Origin of the sequence: Pseudomonas sp. Irchel 3F6 (assembly GCF_900187595.1) — a bacterium.
Lineage (GTDB): Bacteria > Pseudomonadota > Gammaproteobacteria > Pseudomonadales > Pseudomonadaceae > Aquipseudomonas > Aquipseudomonas siliginis.
In genome coordinates this window covers 328,130-349,169 of record NZ_FYDP01000002.1, presented here as the reverse complement: position 1 = coordinate 349,169, position 21,040 = coordinate 328,130, and the positions used below count along the sequence as shown (strand labels likewise).

General features: G+C 61.1%; 21 protein-coding genes. 10 read left to right on the top strand and 11 right to left on the bottom strand.

The genetic code is table 11. From position 1 onward, the window contains the following. Positions 1 to 88: 88 nt before the first annotated feature. The gene (gene xerD, locus CKW30_RS07585; protein WP_071174488.1) at positions 89 to 985 is read right to left on the bottom strand and encodes a site-specific tyrosine recombinase XerD; all 897 of its coding nucleotides are present in this window, start codon (positions 983 to 985) and stop codon (positions 89 to 91) included. 108 nt (positions 986 to 1,093) lie between these two features. On the opposite strand from xerD, the gene CKW30_RS07580 reads away from it, so the two are divergent. After that, positions 1,094 to 2,902: a sodium:proton antiporter gene (locus CKW30_RS07580; RefSeq protein ID WP_095180447.1), complete on the top strand. Its 1,809-nt coding sequence runs from the start codon at positions 1,094 to 1,096 to the stop codon at positions 2,900 to 2,902. Between the two features lie 166 nt (positions 2,903 to 3,068). On the opposite strand, the gene rplS is transcribed toward CKW30_RS07580, so the two are convergent. The 5 genes from rplS to ffh all read right to left on the bottom strand — a co-directional run bounded on the left by rplS (position 3,069) and on the right by ffh (position 6,639). Continuing rightward, positions 3,069 to 3,419: a 50S ribosomal protein L19 gene (gene rplS / locus CKW30_RS07575; protein WP_003175895.1), complete on the bottom strand. Its 351-nt coding sequence runs from the start codon at positions 3,417 to 3,419 to the stop codon at positions 3,069 to 3,071. 45 nt (positions 3,420 to 3,464) lie between these two features. Then, entirely contained in the window at positions 3,465 to 4,217 is a 753-nt protein-coding gene (gene trmD, locus CKW30_RS07570) for a tRNA (guanosine(37)-N1)-methyltransferase TrmD (RefSeq protein ID WP_038860625.1), read from the bottom strand. A gap of 2 nt (positions 4,218 to 4,219) precedes the next feature. Further along, complete coding sequence (rimM, locus tag CKW30_RS07565; protein WP_095180446.1) at positions 4,220 to 4,756, bottom strand: ribosome maturation factor RimM; 537 nt, start codon at positions 4,754 to 4,756, stop codon at positions 4,220 to 4,222. A 5-nt stretch (positions 4,757 to 4,761) separates the two neighbouring features. Then, entirely contained in the window at positions 4,762 to 5,013 is a 252-nt protein-coding gene (rpsP, locus tag CKW30_RS07560) for a 30S ribosomal protein S16 (protein WP_003185073.1), read from the bottom strand. A gap of 249 nt (positions 5,014 to 5,262) precedes the next feature. Then, positions 5,263 to 6,639, bottom strand: a complete 1,377-nt coding sequence (ffh, locus tag CKW30_RS07555; RefSeq protein WP_007967791.1) for a signal recognition particle protein — start codon at positions 6,637 to 6,639, stop codon at positions 5,263 to 5,265. 210 nt (positions 6,640 to 6,849) lie between these two features. On the opposite strand from ffh, the gene CKW30_RS07550 reads away from it, so the two are divergent. From CKW30_RS07550 to CKW30_RS07540, 3 genes are all read left to right on the top strand, one after another. Further along, complete coding sequence (locus CKW30_RS07550; protein WP_016771539.1) at positions 6,850 to 7,662, top strand: inner membrane protein YpjD; 813 nt, start codon at positions 6,850 to 6,852, stop codon at positions 7,660 to 7,662. Between the two features lie 12 nt (positions 7,663 to 7,674). Then, the gene (locus CKW30_RS07545) at positions 7,675 to 8,916 is read left to right on the top strand and encodes a CNNM domain-containing protein (RefSeq protein ID WP_095180445.1); all 1,242 of its coding nucleotides are present in this window, start codon (positions 7,675 to 7,677) and stop codon (positions 8,914 to 8,916) included. 267 nt (positions 8,917 to 9,183) lie between these two features. After that, entirely contained in the window at positions 9,184 to 10,500 is a 1,317-nt protein-coding gene (locus CKW30_RS07540) for an MFS transporter (RefSeq protein ID WP_041478199.1), read from the top strand. 124 nt (positions 10,501 to 10,624) lie between these two features. Here CKW30_RS07540 and purT read toward each other — a convergent pair whose 3' ends face one another. The 5 genes from purT to CKW30_RS07515 form a co-directional block, all read right to left on the bottom strand. Then, positions 10,625 to 11,806, bottom strand: coding sequence for a formate-dependent phosphoribosylglycinamide formyltransferase (gene purT, locus CKW30_RS07535; RefSeq protein WP_024011715.1), 1,182 nt, complete (start codon positions 11,804 to 11,806; stop codon positions 10,625 to 10,627). A 100-nt stretch (positions 11,807 to 11,906) separates the two neighbouring features. Beyond that, positions 11,907 to 12,374, bottom strand: coding sequence for a VUT family protein (locus CKW30_RS07530; RefSeq protein ID WP_016771544.1), 468 nt, complete (start codon positions 12,372 to 12,374; stop codon positions 11,907 to 11,909). A 153-nt stretch (positions 12,375 to 12,527) separates the two neighbouring features. Then, positions 12,528 to 12,743, bottom strand: a complete 216-nt coding sequence (locus CKW30_RS07525) for a DUF1289 domain-containing protein (RefSeq protein WP_039759143.1) — start codon at positions 12,741 to 12,743, stop codon at positions 12,528 to 12,530. After that, positions 12,740 to 13,264, bottom strand: a complete 525-nt coding sequence (locus CKW30_RS07520) for a gamma carbonic anhydrase family protein (RefSeq protein ID WP_016771546.1) — start codon at positions 13,262 to 13,264, stop codon at positions 12,740 to 12,742. Before CKW30_RS07520 ends, CKW30_RS07525 begins: the two co-directional genes overlap by 4 nt. Before the next feature lie 38 nt (positions 13,265 to 13,302). Beyond that, positions 13,303 to 13,902, bottom strand: a complete 600-nt coding sequence (locus tag CKW30_RS07515) for a CoA pyrophosphatase (protein ID WP_016771547.1) — start codon at positions 13,900 to 13,902, stop codon at positions 13,303 to 13,305. A 147-nt stretch (positions 13,903 to 14,049) separates the two neighbouring features. On the opposite strand from CKW30_RS07515, the gene CKW30_RS07510 reads away from it, so the two are divergent. The 6 genes from CKW30_RS07510 to ptsP all read left to right on the top strand — a co-directional run bounded on the left by CKW30_RS07510 (position 14,050) and on the right by ptsP (position 21,024). Next, positions 14,050 to 14,604 carry an NUDIX hydrolase gene (locus CKW30_RS07510; protein ID WP_056783116.1) on the top strand — a complete coding sequence of 185 codons (555 nt, stop codon included), beginning with the start codon at positions 14,050 to 14,052 and terminating at the stop codon, positions 14,602 to 14,604. Positions 14,605 to 14,678: 74 nt separating this feature from the next. Next, the gene (locus CKW30_RS07505) at positions 14,679 to 15,194 is read left to right on the top strand and encodes a murein L,D-transpeptidase family protein (protein ID WP_024011712.1); all 516 of its coding nucleotides are present in this window, start codon (positions 14,679 to 14,681) and stop codon (positions 15,192 to 15,194) included. Positions 15,195 to 15,476: 282 nt separating this feature from the next. Further along, complete coding sequence (locus tag CKW30_RS07500; protein WP_095180444.1) at positions 15,477 to 16,208, top strand: GntR family transcriptional regulator; 732 nt, start codon at positions 15,477 to 15,479, stop codon at positions 16,206 to 16,208. Between the two features lie 40 nt (positions 16,209 to 16,248). After that, on the top strand, positions 16,249 to 17,355 hold the full coding sequence (gene nagA, locus CKW30_RS07495) for an N-acetylglucosamine-6-phosphate deacetylase (protein WP_095180443.1): 1,107 nt from the start codon (positions 16,249 to 16,251) through the stop codon (positions 17,353 to 17,355). Further along, a complete protein-coding gene (locus CKW30_RS07490) occupies positions 17,336 to 18,358 on the top strand; it encodes an SIS domain-containing protein (protein WP_095180442.1) in 1,023 nt (340 codons plus the stop codon). The genes nagA and CKW30_RS07490 overlap by 20 nt, the downstream gene beginning before the upstream one ends. 152 nt (positions 18,359 to 18,510) lie before the next feature. Further along, positions 18,511 to 21,024, top strand: coding sequence for a phosphoenolpyruvate--protein phosphotransferase (ptsP, locus tag CKW30_RS07485; protein WP_095180441.1), 2,514 nt, complete (start codon positions 18,511 to 18,513; stop codon positions 21,022 to 21,024). The last annotated feature ends 16 nt before the right edge of the window (positions 21,025 to 21,040 follow it).

Here is a 21,040-nt window from a genome sequence, read left to right as displayed (position 1 = left end):
TCGAGCCAGCCGGGTTTGCGACTGCTGCGCAGCCGAACGGGGATAAATCCCCTCGCCACAGGTCAGTATTTCAACATTATGGGATGTGTCAGCCGCGTGGGTGGTGTTTGGCGTGCAGATCCTGCAATCGGGCGCGGGCGACATGGGTATAGATCTGCGTCGTAGAGAGGTCGCTGTGCCCGAGCAGCATCTGCACCACGCGCAAGTCCGCGCCATGGTTGAGCAGGTGCGTGGCAAATGCGTGGCGCAAGGTATGCGGCGACAGCGACTTGCTGATCCCGGCGACCTTGGCCTGATGCTTGATCCGATGCCAGAACGTCTGCCGGGTCATCTGCTCGCCGCGCTGGCTGGGGAACAGCACATCGCTGGGACGGCCACCGAGCAACTCGCCACGACCATCACGCATATAGCGCTCGACCCAGACAATCGCCTCCTCGCCCATCGGCACCAGACGCTCCTTGCTGCCCTTGCCCATCACCCGCAATACGCCTTGGCGCAGGTTGACCTGCTCCAGTGTCAGGCTGATCAGTTCGGTCACGCGCAGGCCACAGGCATACAGCACTTCCAGCATCGCGCGGTCACGCTGACCGATGGCTTCACTCAGGTCCGGTGCCTTGAGCAGCGCTTCGACATCGGCTTCCGATAGCGATTTGGGCAACGGCCGGCCCAGTTGCGGCATGTCGACGCGCAACGTCGGGTCGACGCTGATCAGTTTTTCCCGCAACAGATAGCGATAAAAGCCACGCACCCCGGAGAGAAATCTCGCGGTGGAGCGCGGCTTGTAGTTTTGCTCCAGCCGCCACGCCAGGTGATCGAGGATCAATTCGCGACCGGCATTGATCAGCTCGAGATTTTTCTCCTGCAACCAGCCGTTGAACAGCGCGAGGTCGCTGCGATAGGCGTCGCGGGTGTTGTCGGACAGGCCTTTCTCCAGCCATAAAGCGTCGAGGAATTGATCAATCAGCGGATGGTCGATGGCAGGCATGGGTGCTCGGGGCAGGCAGTTTTTAACACTGCGCGCAAATAGACAGTGAACGACGGGAATGGCCGCTAGTCTTTCATAGCCAGCCAGATCAAGGAACAGGGAGCATCAATGAACGAGCAGCAAATTCTCTTGGCATTTGGCGGGATCGGCGCGGCGGCGCTGGGTTGTCAGTGGCTGGCATGGCGCCTGAAGCTGCCGGCCATTCTGTTTCTGCTGCTGACCGGCATTCTGGCCGGCCCGGTGCTGGGTTGGCTCGACCCGCAGGAAATGTTCGGCCCGCTACTGATGCCACTGGTGTCGCTGGCAGTGGCGCTGATCCTGTTCGAAGGCAGCCTGACCCTGCACCTGTCGGAATGGAAAGAGATCGGCAGCGTCGTTCATCGACTGGTGACCCTCGGTGCGATTTCGACCTGGATCGTCATCGCGGTGGCCACGCACTTTCTGCTGGGCTTCGACTGGATGCTGGCGATTCTGTTTGGCAGCCTGACGCTGGTAACCGGTCCGACCGTAATCGTGCCGATGCTGCGGGTGATGCGGCCAAAAGCCTCGATCGCCAACATCCTGCGCTGGGAAGGCATCGTCATCGATCCGATCGGCGCTCTGCTCGCCGTCGTGGTGTACAGCTTCATCATCGCCAGCGCTGAAGGGCATGGCCTCAAGCAAAGTCTTCTCACCTTCGGCGGGGTGATCCTCTGCGGCGCCGTGTTTGGTGTCGTCGGTGGCTGGCTGCTGGGGACGGTGATCCGGCGTCAGTGGCTGCCGGAATACTTGCATAACCTGGCCTCGCTGGCAGCGGTGCTGGCAATCTTCATCGGTGCCAACCAAGTGATGCATGAGTCCGGCCTGCTGGCGGTGACGCTGATGGGCATGTGGCTGGCCAACATGAAAGGCGTGGACGTGCGGCACATCTTGCACTTCAAGGAAAACCTCAGCGTGTTGCTGATTTCCGGACTGTTCATCCTGCTCGCGGCGCGCCTGGACCTGAACGCGTTAATCGGTCTGGGACCGCTGGTGTTGATTCTGCTGCTGGTGATCCAGTTGATCGCTCGCCCATTGAATGTTTTGCTCAGCACCGCCGGTTCCAGTCTCAGCTGGCGTGAACGGGCGCTGCTGTGCTGGATCGCGCCGCGGGGGATCGTCGCTGCGGCTGTCTCGGCGATTTTCGCGATTCGCCTGGATGAATCCGGACATGAAGGCGCCCTGCTCCTGGTGCCGCTGACCTTTGCGGTAATCATCGGCACCGTGGTTTTGCAAAGCGCAACGGCTCGACCGCTGGCACGGCTGTTAAAGGTCGCCGAACCGGCGCCGAGCGGTTTTCTGATCGTTGGTGCCAATGGCCCGGCCCGCGCATTGGGCAAGTCGCTGCAGCAACTGGGCAGTCGCGTACTGCTGACCGATTCGAGCTGGGAGAATATCCGCGCGGCACGCATGGAAGGCTTGCCGACCTATTTCGGCAACCCGGCGTCGCAGCATGCTGACGCGCATCTGGACCTGGTGGGGTTGGGGCATTTGCTGGCGCTGTCACCGTCGGGCGAGCTGAACACATTGGCGGCGATGCGCTTTCGTCATGACTTCGGTCATCAGCGCCTGTTCGGTCTGGCCAGCGGCCATGAAAGCCGCCGCAGCGATAAACATCGGGCGAGCCTGGAACACCGGGGCAATCAGTTGGGCAGTGAGGCACTGACCTATTCGAAACTGGCCGGCCAGATGGGCCAGGGTGCCGAGCTGTACAGCACAACCTTGACGGATGGGTTTGGCTGGGATGATTACCGGGCGCTGCACGGCAATCGCGCAACTTTACTGTTCATGCGTGATGACAGCGGCTGGGTGCATGTGGTGACGCCGGAAACGGCGTTGAAGCCGGGGGCTGGGTGGACGTTGCTGGCGTTGATTCAACCAGAAGGTTCCAGCGCCTGATGGATCGATTCGCTAGCAGGCTCGCTCCCACTGTATTCCTGTGGGAGCGAGCCTGCTCGCGAAGGCCGCGACTGGGTCACAGACAGACTGAAGATCTTTGCAGCACAAATCCCGGGCAACAAAAAAGCAGCCCGTAGGCTGCTTTTTTCTGCATCGGAAGCTGGGCTTAAGCCAGTTTTTCCTTGATGCGTGCTGCTTTACCCGACAGGTCGCGCAGGTAGTACAGCTTGGCTTTACGTACGTCACCGCGACGTTTAACAGCCATGCTGTCGATCTGCGGGGAGTAGGTCTGGAAAGTACGTTCTACGCCAACACCGTTGGAGATTTTACGAACGGTGAACGCACTGTTCACGCCGCGGTTACGCTTGGCGATTACAACGCCTTCGAACGCTTGCAGACGGGAACGATCACCTTCCTTCACTTTCACCTGAACGACAATAGTGTCGCCTGGGGCGAAGGTAGGGATTTCTTTGGTCATCTGCTCTGCTTCGAGTGCAAGGATGATTTTGTTGGTCATGCTGTGCTCCTAAGGTAAATCGTTCGATCTACCATCGATACGTTGTTAACTATCGTCCCGCTCGCGGATGTATTCCTCGAGCAGCTTCTTCTCTTCTCCAGAAAGCGAGCGGCTTTCCAGAAGATCGGCGCGTCGTTCATAGGTCCGACCAAGGGACTGCTGTAAACGCCAACGCCGGATATGCGCGTGATTGCCACTCAGCAACACGTCGGGAACACGCTGATCCGCATACACCTCCGGTCGGGTGTAGTGCGGGCAATCCAGCAGACCATCCGTAAAGGAATCCTCCTCAGCGGAATCCGCATGCCCTAAAGCTCCAGGCAGCAGTCGTGTAACCGCATCGATCAGGACCATGGCCGGCAGCTCGCCGCCAGACAGTACATAGTCGCCAATCGACCACTCTTCATCGACATGAGCCTCAATAAAGCGCTCGTCAATGCCTTCGTAGCGGCCGGCAATCAGGATCAATGCATCCGATTGTGCCAGCTCGCGTACCGCCGACTGAGTCAGTTGACGGCCTTGGGGGGACAGGTAAATCACCTTCGCCGCCTCCCCGGCTGCTGCCTTGGCCTGAGCCAGCGCATCTTCCAGGGGCTTGATCTTCATCACCATGCCCGGACCACCGCCAAACGGGCGATCGTCCACAGTGTGATGCCGATCCGTCGTGTAATCTCGCGGATTCCAACAGGTCAGCTGCAAGAGCCCCTGTTTGACCGCACGACTGGTGATGCCGTAATCGCCAATGGCGGAAAACATCTCGGGAAACAAACTGATCACTTCTACGCGCAAGTTAGCCACGTTCAGAAGTCCGCGTCCCAATCCACCTTCATCTCGCCCGCTTCCAGGTCGACGGCCAACACGCATTGCTCCGTATAGGGCAACAGGCGTTCGCGATCATCCAGGCTGCCAGCGCAAGGCTTGACGACCATTACATCATTGGCGCCGGTTTCCAGAAGATGATCGATTTTCCCGAGCAGTTGCCCGAGGGTGTCGATGACCTTCAGACCTTCCAGCTGGTACCAGTAGTACTCGCCTTCGATCAATTCAGCGAACAGGTTGCGCGGCACGCAGATCTCATAACCGGCCAGAAGACGAGCTTCTTCACGATCATCGAGACCCTTGAGCTTGGCGACCAGGAACTTGTCGCTCCCGCGTCCACTGACCAGCTCGACCTGTTTGACATTGCCTTCGCGCTTTAGCGTCCAGGTTTTGTACTGCAACAGGTTTTCAGTCGGATCAGTAAAGGAATAAACCTTCACTTCGCCGCGAACGCCATGAACAGAATAAATTTTGCCAATAACGATCAAATCATCGGCAGGGGCTGGCGTCGCGTTCATATTGCTCAGGCCGCAGCCTTGGCAGATTCCTTCAACAACTGAGCAACGCGCTCAGAAGGTTGTGCACCAACGCTCAGCCAGTAGGCAACGCGCTCTTGGTTCACGGACAGACGGATTTCCTGACCACGGGCAACAGGGTTGAAGAAACCAACCTGTTCTTTGTGGGAGCCGTCACGCGGGTTACGCGAGTCGGTTACGGTCAGGTGGTAAAACGGGCGCTTTTTGGAGCCGCCAAGGGCAAGACGGATTGTTAGCATGTGAACATCGTTCCTGTAGTCGGTGCTGCAAATCTAAATGCACAGCGGGCATGGGTGCCCGAAAGGCCGCATATTCTAAGGAATATCCGGACTTTTGCAAATGACTTTTTCCGGCGCCCATGGCATGCCGTGCAGATTTGCATAGAGAGCCGTCGTTAAAAACGGCCAGTCAGCTCCCGCCGAGTGCGGGTTTGCTGTTGATCCTGCGTCCTTGCAGGGTCTGCGCCGGTGCGACGACCGGCGAAGTCTTTACATTTTCGGCATGCCGCCGCCGGGCAACATACCGCCCATGCCGCGCATCATTTTCGCCATACCGCCCTTGGCGGTGAATTTCTTCATCATCTTCTGCATCTGCTTGTGCTGCTTGATCAAGCGGCCGATGTCCTGCACCTGCGTGCCGGAACCCATGGCGATCCGACGCTTGCGCGAACCGCTGATCAGCTCAGGGTCGCGGCGCTCGGCCGGGGTCATGGAATTGATGATGGCTTCCATCTGTTTGAATTGCTTTTCTGCGGCGTTCTGGGCATTGCCCATCTGCGACAGGTTGACGCCGCCGATGCTCGGCAGTTTGTCCATGAGGCCGCCGAGGCCGCCCATGTTCTTCATCTGTTGCAGCTGATCGCGGAAGTCTTCGAGGTCGAAGCCCTTGCCCTTTTTCAGCTTCTTGGCCAGTTTGTCGGCCTTGTCCTTGTCGAGGGTCGCTTCGGCCTGTTCGATCAGGCTGAGCACGTCGCCCATGCCAAGGATCCGCGAGGCGATACGCTCAGGGTGGAACGGATCGAGCGCTTCGCTCTTCTCGCCCATACCGATGAACTTGATCGGCTTGCCGGTGATGGCGCGCACCGACAGCGCGGCACCGCCACGGGCGTCGCCGTCGACCTTGGTCAGGATCACACCGGTCAGCGGCAGCGCATCGCCGAACGCCTTGGCGGTGTTGGCGGCGTCCTGACCGGTCATCGCGTCGACCACGAACAGGGTTTCAACCGGGTTGATCGCGGCGTGCAGCGCTTTGATCTCGCCCATCATCTCTTCGTCGATGTGCAGACGACCGGCGGTGTCGACGATGACCACGTCGATGAATTTCAGTTTGGCTTCTTTAATAGCCGCATTGGCGATGTCGACCGGCTTCTGGCTCAGGTCGGACGGGAAGAATGTCACGCCAATGTCGTTGGCCAGGGTTTCCAGCTGCTTGATCGCGGCCGGACGGTAAATGTCCGCAGACACGACCATGACCGACTTCTTCTTGCGCTCTTTAAGGAAGCGCGCCAGCTTACCGGCAGTGGTGGTTTTACCCGCGCCCTGCAGACCGGCCATCAGAATCACGGCTGGCGGAACGGCACTCAGGTTGAGGTCTTCGTTGGCCGCGCCCATCAGGCTTTCGAGTTCGGCCTGGACGATCTTCACGAACGCTTGGCCCGGCGTCAGGCTGCGCGACACCTCGGTGCCGACAGCGCGCTCCTTGACCGAATTGACGAAGTCCTTGACCACCGGCAATGCGACGTCAGCTTCGAGCAACGCCATGCGCACTTCACGCAGGGTGTCTTTGATATTGTCCTCGGTCAGCTTGGCCTTGCCGGTGACATGGCGCAGCGTCTGCGAGAGACGGTCGGTTAAGTTTTCAAACATTGCGCGATCCTTTCAGGCCCTGTACGAACCGGGATAATGGCGGCCCAGACCGGAATCAACATGTGCTCGGCGAGCCTGCGGCGTGGGCAGGTCGCGGATTATAGCGAAGACTGCGGCCGGCGGACACCTCGCCGTCAGCTTGCGGAGTCTTTCGTGCTGTGGCGGTTCTATGCCAAACTCAGCGCCTTTCGGGCTCGCCTAACAGGATTTATGCTCCCCTTGTCACCCAGTTTGCTGACCACCCTCGCCGCCGCCCTGCTCTATGCCGCTGCGACCGTCTATCAAAGTACCCGCCTGGCCACCGGCGCCAAGGCGAACAAGCGCCTGCTGGTCAGCCTCGGCGTATTCGCCGTGCTCGCCCACGGCGCCAGCCTGCTTACACATCTATTGACCCCGATCGGCCTCGGTCTGGACTTCTTCAGCGCGTCCAGCCTGATTGCCGCTGCGGTGATTGCCCTGACTCTGCTGGCCTGTTCGCGGATCCCGGTGGAAAACCTGCTGGTGCTCCTGTTCCCGCTCGGTGCGATCACGGTATTGCTGGCGCAGTTCGCGCCGACCGGCACAGTGCAGATCATCGACGAAGAGCCGGGCATTCTCGCGCACATTCTATTGTCGATCCTCGCCTACGGCATGTTCACCATCGCCGTGTTCCAGGCGTTGCTGCTGCTGGTTCAGGACCATCAGCTCAAACACAAGCACCCGTCCGGGCTGATCAAGAACTTCCCGCCCCTGCAAACCATGGAAAGCCTGCTGTTCGGCTTTCTCTGGGCCGGCTGGACGCTGCTGTCGCTGTCGCTGATTTCCGGTTGGCTGTTCGTTGAGAATCTGTTCGCCCAGCATCTGGTGCACAAGACCCTGCTGGCCTGTCTGGCATGGATCGTCTTCAGCGTGCTGCTGTGGGGTCGCAACCGACTGGGCTGGCGCGGCCACAAGGCGATTCGCTGGACCCTCGCTGGTTTCTGCCTGCTGATGCTGGCGTACTTCGGCAGCAAACTGGTTCGTGAATACATACTGCACATCTGACGGGCGGCATAAATGGACGGTTTGCCCATAGGGCCGATGCTCGCGGTATTTGTCCTGCTGATCTTATGGTCAGGGCTGTTTACCGCCGTCGAAATCGCGCAGCAGCACCTGCTCGCGCAACGGATCGCCTCGCGCGCCAGCGACAAGCCGCTGGCGAAGCTGAGCTTCCCGCTCGACAGCCTGATCCTCTGCAACACCCTGTGCCGCGCCCTCGCGGTGATCCTCGCGACGCTGCTGGCGATTTTTCTCTGCGAAGAAAATGGCCCGTGGGCGGCCTGCCTGGGCGCCGGTGGCATCCTGTTGGTGTTCGCCGATTATTTCCCGCGCACCGTGGCCAGGCGCTATCCCGACGCCGTGCTGGCGTTCGGCAATGCCCTGCTGGCGGTGCCGATGAAAATCGTCTACCCGTTCGCGTGGCTGTTCAGCCGGGTCAGCGCTTTGCTGCTGAGCCCGTTCACGCGCAAGGCTCAGGTGGTGCAACAGAGCGAGGACGAGTTGCCGGCCGATCACGATGATGATCCCGAACATCCGGTCCGCGCCCACCCGGTGTCGGGCATTCATGCGCTGGACAACATCACGGTCAACGACATTCTGGTGCCGCGCAGTGACGTCGACGGCATCAACCTCGACGATTCGATCGAAGAGATCATCGAGCAACTGCGCGAGAACAAGCGCACGCGTCTGCCGGTGTTTCACAGTGACATCAATCAGGTCGAAGCGGTGCTCAACACCCGCCAGATCGGCCATTTGCTGAGCAACGGCGGATTGACCCGCGAGGCGCTGCTGGCCGCCAGCTACGAGCCCTACTTCGTCCCGGAAAGCACGCCGCTGCAACTGCAACTGCTGAACTTCCACAAGCAGCAACGCCGTCTCGGCATGGTCGTCGATGAGTACGGCGAAGTGCTGGGCATCGTCACGCTTGAAGACATTCTCGAAGAAATCGTCGGCGAATTCGAAAGCGAGCACAGCCTCGACAACCCGCACATCCATCCCCAGGCCGACGGGCGTATGGTGATCGATGGTGCCGCGTCGATCCGCGACCTGAACAAGTGCCTGGGCTGGCATCTGCCGAGCGACGGGCCGAAGACCCTGAACGGTCTGGTCACCGAAGCGCTGGAAACCATTCCGGAAAGCGCGGTGTGCCTGAAGATCGGGCGTTATCGACTGGAAATCCTCGAGACCGAGGAGAACCGGGTGAGCAAGGTGTTGATCTGGCTGACCTCATCGGTGCCTGCTCTGGTGCCTGCCCGATAGAAGATCAAAAGATCGCAGCCTTCGGCAGCTCCTACCCTGCGATCTTTTGCGCTTGTTTGATCGTTAGCCCCCTTCCTATAATCGAGGCGCTTACCCAAGCGCCGTCGATCCCTGTGCCTACCCGGCACTGCCCGGATCCTGACTGTTTCCGCTGCAAACCGACGACTGTTCCTACTCGAAACAGCGCTCGCGCCCTACCCCACATCCCTGGGTGTTCGACCATAATAATTCGCTCCACTGGAGCTCATGACTGTCAGGGATCACCGCATGACGACCCATACCGCTTACAGCGAAACCGCGCCTGCCCAGCCGACCAATTCCGCCACCCGCGTGGCCACGGCAAGCTTCATCGGCACCGCCATCGAGTTCTACGACTTCTACGTTTATGCCACTGCTGCGGCGCTGGTGATCGGGCCGGTGTTCTTTCCGCAGACCTCCGGCACGGCGCAGATGCTTTCGGCGTTTCTCACTTTCGGCATTGCCTTCCTCGCCCGACCACTGGGTTCGGCACTGTTTGGCCACTTCGGCGACCGCATCGGGCGCAAGTCGACGCTGGTCGCCTCGCTGCTATTGATGGGCGTGTGCACCACCTTGATTGGCGTGTTGCCGGGCTACGACAGCATTGGTGCCTGGGCGCCGATTCTGCTGTGCGTGCTGCGTTTCGGTCAGGGCCTGGGCCTTGGCGGCGAATGGGGCGGCGCGGCGCTGCTGGCCACGGAAAACGCGCCGAAGGGCAAACGCGCCTGGTTCGGCATGTTCCCGCAGCTCGGCCCATCGATTGGTTTTCTTGCGGCCAACGGCCTGTTCCTGACCTTGGCCATGACCTTGGATGACGAACAGTTCCGCAGCTGGGGCTGGCGCATTCCGTTTCTGCTCAGCGCGGCGCTGGTGATGGTCGGCCTGTATGTGCGCCTGAAATTGCATGAAACGCCAGTGTTCGCCAATGCGATCGCCCGTCAGGAGCGAGTGAAAGTGCCGCTGGTCGAGTTGTTCAGCCAATACTGGGCGCCGACCCTGCTCGGTGCGGCGGCGATGGTGGTGTGCTATGCGCTGTTCTACATTTCGACGGTGTTTTCCCTGAGCTACGGCGTGGCCACGCTGGGTTATAGCCGCGAAACGTTCCTGGGCCTGCTGTGCTTTGCCGTGTTGTTCATGGCCGCAGCGACGCCATTATCCGCTTGGGCCAGCGACCGTTACGGGCGCAAACCGGTGCTGATTATCGGTGGCGTGCTGGCGATTCTGTCCGGATTCCTGATGGAACCGTTGCTGACGCAGGGCTCGACCTGGGGCGTGGCGCTGTTTCTGTGCATCGAGTTGTTTTTGATGGGCGTGACATTCGCACCGATGGGCGCGCTCTTGCCTGAGCTGTTTCCGACCCACGTGCGTTATACCGGCGCTTCAGCGGCGTACAACCTGGGCGGCATCGTCGGGGCCTCGGCGGCGCCGTTCTTTGCGCAGAAACTGGTAGCGATGGGCGGGTTGAGCTATGTCGGCGGGTATGTGTCGGCGGCAGCGGTGTTGAGCCTGATTGCGGTGTTGTGCTTGAAGGAGACGCGCAATAACGATCTGAATCAGGTTGCCTGACAGAAGATCAAGAGCTTCGCGAGCAGGCTCGCTCCCACAGGTTTTTGGGGCTGGTCACAGATTCTGTGTTCACCCAATCCCATGTGGGAGCGAGCCTGCTCGCGAATGGATGCCGCGACCTGGTTTACAGCTCGACAACAACCGCCTGCGACGCACGGGTCGCCTTGGCGCGAGCAGCCTCGATCGACTCATCCCGCGCCAGCGCCACGCCCATGCGGCGCTGACCGTTCACTTCCGGCTTGCCGAACAGACGCAGCGCGGTATCCGGCTCGCTCAACGCAGCGCCCAGATTGGCGAATGCGGTCTGGGTCGACTGGCCTTCAACCAGAATCACTGCCGACGCCGATGGGCCGAACTGACGGATCAGTGGTACCGGCAGGCCGAGAATGGCGCGGGCATGCAGGGCAAACTGCGACAGGTCCTGAGAAATCAGCGTCACCAGCCCGGTGTCATGCGGCCGTGGCGAGACTTCGCTGAACCACACCTGGTCGCCCTTGATGAACAGCTCGACGCCGAACAGACCACGACCTCCCAGCGCCTCAGTCACAGCTTTGGCAACACGCTCGGATTCAGCCAGAGCAATCGGGCTCATGGCCTGTGGCTGCCAGGATTCCTGATAGTCGCCCTTCTCCTGACGGTGACCGACCGGTGCACAGAACGTGGTGCCGCCAATGTGGCGCACGGTCAGCAGGGTGATTTCGTAATCGAAATCGATGAAGCCTTCGATGATCACCCGACCTTTGCCGGCGCGACCGCCCTCTTGCGCGTAATCCCAGGCTTTTTGCACATCATCGGCGCTGCGCAGCAGGCTCTGACCCTTGCCCGACGAACTCATTACCGGCTTGACCACGCAGGGGAAACCCAGGTCCTGAACGGCTTTGCTGTAGTCCTCGAAGGTGTCGGCAAAGTGGTACGGCGAGGTCGGCAGGTCCAGCTCTTCGGCAGCCAGACGACGAATACCTTCGCGGTTCATGGTCAGTTGCGCCGCACGCGCGGTCGGAATCACGGTGAAGCCTTCGGCTTCCAGCTCGACCAGCGTGGCGGTGGCGATGGCTTCGATTTCCGGCACGATGAAGTGCGGCTTCTCGGCTTCGATGACTGCACGCAGGGCGGCGCCGTCGAGCATGTTGATCACGTGGCTGCGATGGGCGACTTGCATGGCCGGCGCGTTGGCGTAGCGGTCGACGGCAATCACTTCAACGCCCAGGCGCTGCAGTTCGATTACCACTTCCTTGCCCAACTCACCACAGCCACACAGCAATACGCGGGTCGCGGTTGGCGACAATGGAGTTCCGATACGGGTCATCTCAGGTCCTCAAAGGAAGCGGATCATCGAGGAAAGCCACGCAAGTGCGCTTTCCATGGGGAGAAAGCGCGGCATTTTACATGAACCCGAGGGTTTGGCTTCAGCTGGCGACAGCCTGTTTGCGATCACGCCAGGCCATGATCAGCCAGACGGCGGTAACGCCGGCGAACTTCGAGGCCAGCGCGGTGATGATCACCGGCGGCGTCAAGGCGTCGATCATGCCGAAAAAGATGAAGGTATCCAGCGGAATGCTCAGCGCCGAACTGATCCATAAACGGTCGCGCAATGGCCGCTTGGTGATGCTGAACACCAGCCAGTCGATGCACTCGGAGACCGCGAACGCCGTGGCGCTGGCCAGCGCGATGGAAGGGTCGGACGTGATGTAGGAAAGCACCAGCGCCGCCAGCATCGCCACGATCGCGCCGTGACCGAAGCGCGTTTGCACCATGTCGCGCAGCACGAACACCAGCCCGCCCCAGGCCGACCAGATGATGTCCAGGTGCGGAGCGGTGGAAAAGGCGAAGTTGATCAGCACGACGCTGCTGATGTAGGCGATGAGGAAGATCATGGGGGCGGCCTGTCAATTTGGCGCACAGGTTACTTGAGCGCTGGTATTGCGCCAATAGGTGCGGTGACAGGACCGACGTCTTCGCGAGCAGGCTCGCTCCCACATTTGAATGCATTTCAAAGTGGGAGCGAGCCTGCTCGCGAAAGCGGTGGTTCAGACGCCTGACTTCGCGGGAATCATCCAGACCAATCCACTCGCTTTCGCCCGTTCATGACACAACCCCAGCACCACGCGGCGCTCGTCATTGTTCATGCGGCCCCAGCGGGTGATCTCCGCGACCGTGCGCTGGCACCCGGTACAAACGTCATCTTCATCCAGCGCGCAGATATTCACACACGGAGACGCGACTGGTCGTTCAACAGTCGTCATTGTTCCTGCTCGACCAGATCGCGGGCGTAACGCTGCGAGTTATGCACATAGTGCGCGGCGCTGGCTTCGAGCATCTTCTTTTGCGCCTCGGTCAGTTCACGCACGACCTTGCCCGGCGAGCCCATCACCAGCGAACCGTCGGGAATTTCCTTGCCTTCGCCGATCAGGGAATTGGCGCCGATGATGCAGTTCTTGCCGATCTTCGCGCCGTTGAGAATCACCGCGTTGATACCGATCAGGCTGTAATCGCCGACCGTGCAGCCGTGGAGCATGGCGTTGTGGCCGATGGTCACGCCGGTACCGATGGTCAGTGGATAGCCCATGTCGGTGTGCATCACCGTGCCATCCTGCACGTTGCTGTTCTTGCCGATGAGGATCAGTTCGTTGTCGCCGCGCAATACGGCGTTGAACCAGACGTTGGCGCCCTCTTCCAGGCGGACCTTGCCCACCAGTACGGCATTGGGCGCGACCCAGCTCTGTGGATGGGTTTCGACACGGGCGTCGCCCAGGCGGTATTTCATTTTGTTTTCCTCGGGCTCACGGCCGTTCGAACGACGGCTCAGGTATCGATAAAACTTTTCGGCGGTCGGTGCAGGCTGATTTTGGCGTCATAGAGCAGGTTGATCAACTCGACGATCATGATCGCCGTCAGGCCCCAGATCTTGTACTCGCCGAAACGATAGCTCGGCACGTACCAGCTGCGGCCCTGATAGTCGATGCGATGGGTATGCTCGCGCGGGTCCTTGCGGAAGAATTCCAGCGGTACGCTGAAGACGGCGGCGATCTCGGCATCGTTGGGCTGGTATTCGACAAAGTCGGGAATCACCCCGACATACGGCGTTACCTTGATGCCGTGCAGGGAAATCAGCGGACTCAGCGGGCCGATGACTTCGACCAGACCCGGCGGCAGGCCGATTTCTTCTTCGGCTTCGCGCAGCGCGGTGAAGATCAGGTCCGGGTCTTCCGGGTCGCGGCGTCCACCAGGGAAGGCGACCTCGCCGCCGTGGGTCGAAAGCCCGCTGGCGCGCAGGGTCAGGACCAGTTCCGGTTCGTCACTGCGGGTGATCGGCACCAGCACGGCGGCTTCGGGAAAACGTGCGTCGGTCTCCAGCGTGCGCGGTGTGTGGTTGCTTACCCTATGCAGTAGCTCGTCCAGCATGAGTGTTCTCGATCGGTGCCTTGCTCCGCATCATGCACCAATCAAAGCGAGCGCCCAAGCCCCCGAAACCCGTCGTGTCGCGAAACGACAACTTGCCGACCGGCCCCGCTGCACGCCAAGATAGGCGCAGCATTCAGGAACCCGAGCATGAAATTTTGCAGCCACTGCGGTAACCCGGTCACCCAGCGCATTCCCGAAGGCGACTCGCGGCTGCGATTTGTCTGCGACAGCTGTCAGACCATTCACTACCAGAATCCCAATATCGTCGCCGGGTGCGTACCGACCTGGGGGACGAAAGTGCTGCTCTGCCGCCGCGCCATCGAGCCGCGTCTCGGTTACTGGACGCTGCCCGCCGGTTTCATGGAAAACGGCGAGACCATCGAGCAGGCCGCCATCCGCGAAACCGCCGAGGAAGCCTGCGCCCGGGTACGCAACCTGAGCATCTACACGCTGATCGATGTGCCGCACATCAGCCAGGTGCATGTGTTCTTCCGCGCCGAACTGGCCGATCTGCAATACGCGGCCGGGCCGGAAAGCCTTGAAGTGCAGCTGTTCGAAGAAGCCGACATTCCCTGGGACGAGCTGGCTTTCCGCACGGTCGGGCGTACCTTAGAATGCTTCTTCGCTGATCGGCGCGTCGAGAAGTATCCGGTTCGTTCGGAATCGATTCCGCCATTGGTTCAGCCGGTGATTGTTGGCTAGAAGATCAAAAGATCGCAGCCTTCGGCAACTCCTACCTAAAACCTGATTGCGTCACTCCCTGGGGAATCGTTTCAATGCGTTGGTTGCTTGCCCTGTTGTGCCTGTCGTTCGTCAGCGTTTCGCAAGCGTCATTCGTGACCACCGTGACGCCCTCGAACACTCCACTGATCGAAAAAGTCCTGGTACTGAAATCGGCCCACCAACTGCAGTTGATTGCCGACGGCAAGCCCCTGAAGACCTATCGCATTTCCTTGGGCAAGGGCGCGAAGAAAGGCCCGAAACTGATCGAGGGCGACAAACGCACACCTGAAGGTTTCTATTGGATCGACTGGCGCAAGACCAGCGACAAATTCAACCTGTCGATGCACATTTCCTACCCGAACATCAGCGATGCCGCCCGCGCGCGTCGTGAAGGCGTTGAGCCTGGCGGGATGATCATGATCCACGGCACCCCGGACTCGGCAGACAATCCGGAACAGCTGTTCCATACCCTCGACTGGACCGACGGCTGCATCGCCATGCGCAACGTCGACATGCGTGAAGTTTGGAATCTGGTACCGGACGGCACGATGATCGAGATTCGTCCGTAACCTCGACCGCTGGTCACCGCAAAAAAAATAAATCAAAAGATCGCAGCCTGCGACGGCGCCTACAGGGGTGATACCACTCTCAACTGTAGAAGCTGTCGCAGGCTGCGATCTTTTGCTTTTTATAGGCCATCACTAATACCACTTTAAACACTGCCCCCTGAAAACCGCCACTCCAATGGGTCAGACGCCAGTTCATCGCGTTGACATGGTATTCAAGTGGTATTAGCTTCCGTCGCACAAGCGAGCCACAACAATCCTATACTCGCGGCGGAAACGACCTACATGAACGACCTCCAGTCCCTACGTCCTGACGATTCCCAGCCGACGCCGCTGTACTTGCAACTGGCGCGCAATCTGGAAGCGGCGATTCATGCCGGGCAGTGGAAGGCCGAACAGGCGATGCCGTCCGAGCGCAATCTCAGCGACCAGCTCGGCATCTCCCGGGTCACCGCACGCAAGGCGCTGGAAGTCTTGCTCGAGCAAGGCCTGATCCGCCGCCTGCAAGGCTCGGGCACGTTCATCACCCCACGCCTGGAACAACCACTGTCGCGTCTTTCCGGCTTCAGCGAGATGCTGCGCCTGAAAGGTTTCGTGCCGAGTTCGAAATGGCTGGAGCGGGAGATCACCCTCCCAACCCACGAAGAACTGATCCGCCTCAGCCTGTCGCCGAATGACAAGGTGGCGCGCATGAAGCGCCTGCGCAAAGCCGATGACACGGTCATGGCGATCGAGATGAGCACCCTGCCCGCGTCGATCATGCCCAGGCCGCAAGCGGTGGGCGATTCGCTGTACGAATACCTCGACGGCATCGGCAAACCGATCGTCCGCGCCCTTCAGCACATCCAGGCAATCAACGCCTCGGACGAATTCGCCGCACTGGTCGGTATCGCCCCCGGCACCGCCATGCTGCTGATGACCCGGGTCGGCTATCTGGAAGACAACACACCGATCGAAGTCACCGACACCTATTGCCGCAACGACTACTACGACTTTGTTGCAGAGCTTCGTAGATAAAGAGCCGCGTCGCTGAGCGCGGCCCCAAGCGAGAACGAAAATGTCCGAAGACAACATCCTCACCGCCAGCGGCTGGGTTCGCGGCCGGCTGATTCACGAACACGGCAAGATCATGTCGATCGAAGGCGTGCCCTGCGATCCGGCAGCTAACGATCTGCCCTATCTGCTGCCGGGTTTCATCGACCTGCATGTGCACGGCGGCGGCGGCAAAGACATCATGGAAGGCGCCGACGCCTTCGAAACCATCAGCAAAACCCACGTGCGTTTCGGCACCACCTCGCTGTTGGCCACCACCATGACCGCGCCGAGTGCGGAAATCTCAAATGTCCTGAAAGAGGTAGGACAATTCTGCGAACAGCGTCCGAAAGGCGCCGCGCGTGTTCTCGGAGTGCACCTTGAAGGCCCGTACATCAACCCGGGAAAACTCGGCGCTCAACCGAACTTCGCCCACACCGCGTTGATGGCAGAAGTCGAAGAATATCTGGCGCTGGCGCCGATCCGCGTCATCACCATTGCCCCGGAAATCGCCGGTCACGACGGGTTGATTCGCGAACTCAGCAGCCGTGGCATCCGCATGCAGATCGGCCACACCCTCGGCAGCTACGAGGAAGGCGTCGCCGCATTGGCTGCCGGTGCCAGCAGTTTCACCCACCTCTACAACGCGATGAGCCCGCTGCATCACCGCGAGCCGGGCATCGTCGGCGCCGCACTGGCGCACGCCAAATACGCCGAGCTGATTCCCGATCTGCTGCACGTACACCCCGGCGCCATTCGCGTGGCCCTGCGTTCGATCCCGTGCCTGTACTGCGTCACCGATTCGACCGCCGCCGCCGGCATGCCCGACGGTGAATACAAGCTCGGCAGCCACACCGTGACCAAATGCCTGGGCGGCGTGCGTCTGCCCGACGGCACGCTGGCCGGCAGCACCCTGACCATGGATCAGGCCCTGCGCAATCTGGTGAAGATCGGTTTGCCGATCGCCGAAGCCTCGCAGCGTCTGTCGCAATTTCCCGCCGACTACCTCGGCATCACCGAACGCGGGCGCCTTGCCCCCGGCGCCTGGGCCGACTGCGTGCGGCTCGATCGCTCACTCACACTGACCGCCGTCATGGTCGAAGGAGAAGACATTGACTTCAAAAATGCTTGAAGAGGCGCTGTCCTCGTTCGAGGCCGTGCAAGCCCAACTGCAACAACTCGACGCGCCGATGATCGAGATCGCCGGGCGCCTGCGCCGCCAGCCACCGCAAGTGGCGATGACCGTCGCCCGTGGCAGCTCCGACCACGCGGCGAGCTACTTCGCCTACCTGACCATGCAGCAACTGGGCGTGCCGGTGGCCTCGTTGCCGATGTCGGTGGTGACCATGCAGCAGGCGCCACTGAAAGTCAGCGGTCAGGTCGCCTTTGCGTTTTCGCAGTCGGGGCAGAGCCCGGATCTGGTCAACAGCCTGCGCCTGTTGCGCAAGCGTGGCGCGCTAAGTGTGTCGATGGTTAACGCTGCCGATTCGCCCCTGGAGGCAGCTTGTGAATTCAGCCTGCCGCTGCTTGCCGGGACTGAAAGCAGCGTCGCTGCGACCAAAAGCTTTATCGCCACCCTCAGCGCCAGCGCGCGTTTGATCGCGCACTGGAAAGAGGACAGCGAATTGCTGCAAGCCCACGATGCGCTGCCAGAAGGCCTGCGCGAAGCGGCGAAACAGGACTGGAGCGTGGCCATCGAAGCCCTGCGCGATTGCGAGCGCCTGATGGTGATCGGCCGTGGCGCCGGTTTCGCGATTGCTCAGGAAGCGGCGCTGAAATTCAAGGAAACCTCGGCGATTCAGGCCGAAGCGTTCAGCAGTGCCGAAGTCCGTCACGGCCCGATGGCACTGATCGACGAACACTATCCGCTGCTGGTTTTCGCCCCGCGCGGCGCCGAGCAGGCCGGCCTGCTGAGCCTCGCGGCAGAGATGCGTCAACGCGGCGCCCGGGTCTTGCTCGCCGCGCCAGATGACGTGAACGAGCGCGACCTGACCTTGACACGCGCCGAACACCCGGCCCTCGACCCGATTCTGGCGATCCAGAGCTTTTACGTGATGGCCGCAGGCCTGGCCGTGGCGCGGGGCATGGACCCGGATCAGCCGCGCCATTTGAGCAAAGTGACCCGCACGCACTGATAGCCGTTGACGGATGTACTCCGTGTAGGAGCTGCCGAAGGCTGCGATCTTTTGTTTTTTTCACGTAGCGAAAAAACAAGATCAAAAGATCGCAGCCTTCGGCAGCTCCTACAGGGGGCATCGAACCGAGATTCAACTGATGAGACCCAGCCATGCCCGACAACAATAAAGAGCTGACCCTCAGCGCCCCGCTCAGCGGCCCGGTACTGACGCTCGCCAACGTCCCGGACGCGGTGTTCGCCAGTGGCGCGATGGGCGACGGCATCGCCATCGACCCGCTCAACGACACGCTGTATTCGCCCTGCGCCGGCGTGGTCATCCACGTTGCGCGCAGCAGCCATGCGGTAACCGTTCGCGCCGACAACGGTGCGGAAATCCTCCTGCATCTGGGTCTCGACACCGTTGAATTGAACGGTGAAGGTTTCGCCATGCTGGTCAAGGAAAGCGATCGCGTCAGCCTCGGTCAGCCGCTGCTGCGCTATGACCTGGACAAGGTCGGCCAGCAGTGCAAAAGCCTGGTCAGCCTGTTGATCCTGACCAACAGCGCGGATTTTCAGGTGCGGCCGATCACCCTCAAAGCGGTGAAAGTTGGCGAGCCTTTGCTGCACATCATCGCGCGCAATGTGGTGGCGGCGAATACCGATACAAGCGGCGGGCCAGAGGTTCGTGGTCAAGTGCGGGTCGCTCATCGCGGCGGCTTGCATGCGCGCCCGGCTGCGCTGATCCGCCAGACCGCCCAAGGTTTCAGCAGCCACTCACAGCTGCACTTCAACGGCAAATCGGCGCCGTGCAACAGCCTGATCGGTTTGATGGGGCTGGCGATTGGTGAGCAGGATGAGGTGCAGGTCAGTTGTCAGGGACCGGACGCCGATGCCGCATTGCAAGCTCTGCTCAGCGCATTGGCCACGGCGCTGCCGGACGATCATCACGCGCAAGCGCCGACCACCACAGCCGCGCTGAAACGCCCGGCCGAGGCTGGCGTGTTGCACGGTGTCTGCGCGGCGCCGGGGCTGGTCGCCGGGCCGCTGTTTCGCTTGAACGCGATCACCTTGCCGGCGGATGCGGGCAACCACGATCCGGTGCAACAGCAGCCGATTCTTGAAGCGGCATTGAACGCGGTGCGCAGCGAAATCGCTGCCACCCTCGCCCAAGCGAAAAAGCACAGGAACGCCGACGAAGAAGCGATCTTCGCCGCACACATGGCGCTGCTCGAAGACCCGGCCCTGCTCGACGCCGCGCAGCAATTCATCGCGCAAGGCACCGCAGCGACGCACGCCTGGAGTCAGTCGATCGACACCCAGTGCGACATGCTGCAAGGCACCGGCAGTCCGCTGCTGGCCGAACGTGCCAACGATTTGCGCGACCTCAAGCAACGCGTCCTGCGCGCTCTGCTTGGCGAGGCCTGGGGATACCAGGTGCAGGCCGGCGCCATCGTTGCCGCCCATGAACTGACGCCGTCGGATCTGCTGCAACTCAGCGCGCAAGGTGTCGCCGGGTTGTGCATGGCCGAAGGTGGCGCGACCTCGCACGTCGCGATACTGGCACGCGGCAAAGGTCTGCCGTGCCTCGTCGCTTTGGGCGCGCAATTACTTGAGCAGCCGCAGGATCAGGCCGTGGTGCTCGACGCCGACGGCGGGCGCCTCGAATTGACGCCAAACGCCGAGCGCCTGAGCGAAGTGCAACAGGCACAAATCGAGCGCCGGCAGCGTCGCGACAGCCAACAGGCCAAAGCCCATTTGCCCGCTGAAACGCGCAATGGCGTGCACATCGAAGTGGTCGCCAACGTCGCCTCAAGCAGCGAAGCGGCAGACGCATTTGCCAACGGTGCTGATGGTGTAGGCCTGTTGCGCACCGAGTTTCTCTTCGTCGATCGCCAGACGGCACCCGACGTCGAAGAACAGCGCAGCGCCTATCAAGCGGTGATTGATGCCATGGGCGACAAGTCGGTGATCATCCGCACCATCGACGTCGGTGGCGACAAGCAACTCGACTACCTGCCACTGCCCGCCGAGGCCAACCCGGTGCTCGGATTGCGCGGCATTCGTCTGGCGCAGGCGCGCCCGGAAATTCTCGATCAGCAACTGCGCGCGCTGTTGCAGGTCAAGCCGTTGCCGCGTTGCCGGATTCTGTTGCCGATGGTCACCGAGGTCGACGAGCTGCTGCACATCCGCCAGCGCGTCGATGCCTTGTGTCTTGAGCTGGGGATTACCGAGCGCCCGGAAATCGGCGTGATGATCGAAGTCCCCGCCGCCGCGCTGCAAGCCGAACAACTGGCCGAACACGCCGACTTCCTCTCGATCGGCACCAACGATCTGTCGCAATACACCCTGGCCATGGACCGCGACCACGCCGGGCTGGCGGCGCGGGTCGATGCCCTGCACCCGGCGTTGCTGCGCCTGATCGCCATGACCTGCGAGGGTGCGGCGGTACACAAGCGCTGGGTCGGCGTCTGCGGCGCCCTCGCCTCCGACCCGCTGGCGACGCCGGTGCTGATCGGCCTGGGCGTCACTGAACTGTCGGTGAGCCCGGTGCAGATCGGTGAAATCAAGGAACGCGTGCGTCAGCTGCATGAAGCCGAATGTCAGCGCCTGAGCCGCGACTTGCTCAAGCTGTCCAGCGCCGCCGCCGTTCGCCACGCCTGTCATCAACATTGGCCTCTGCGCTAACAAAAACAAAAAGGAC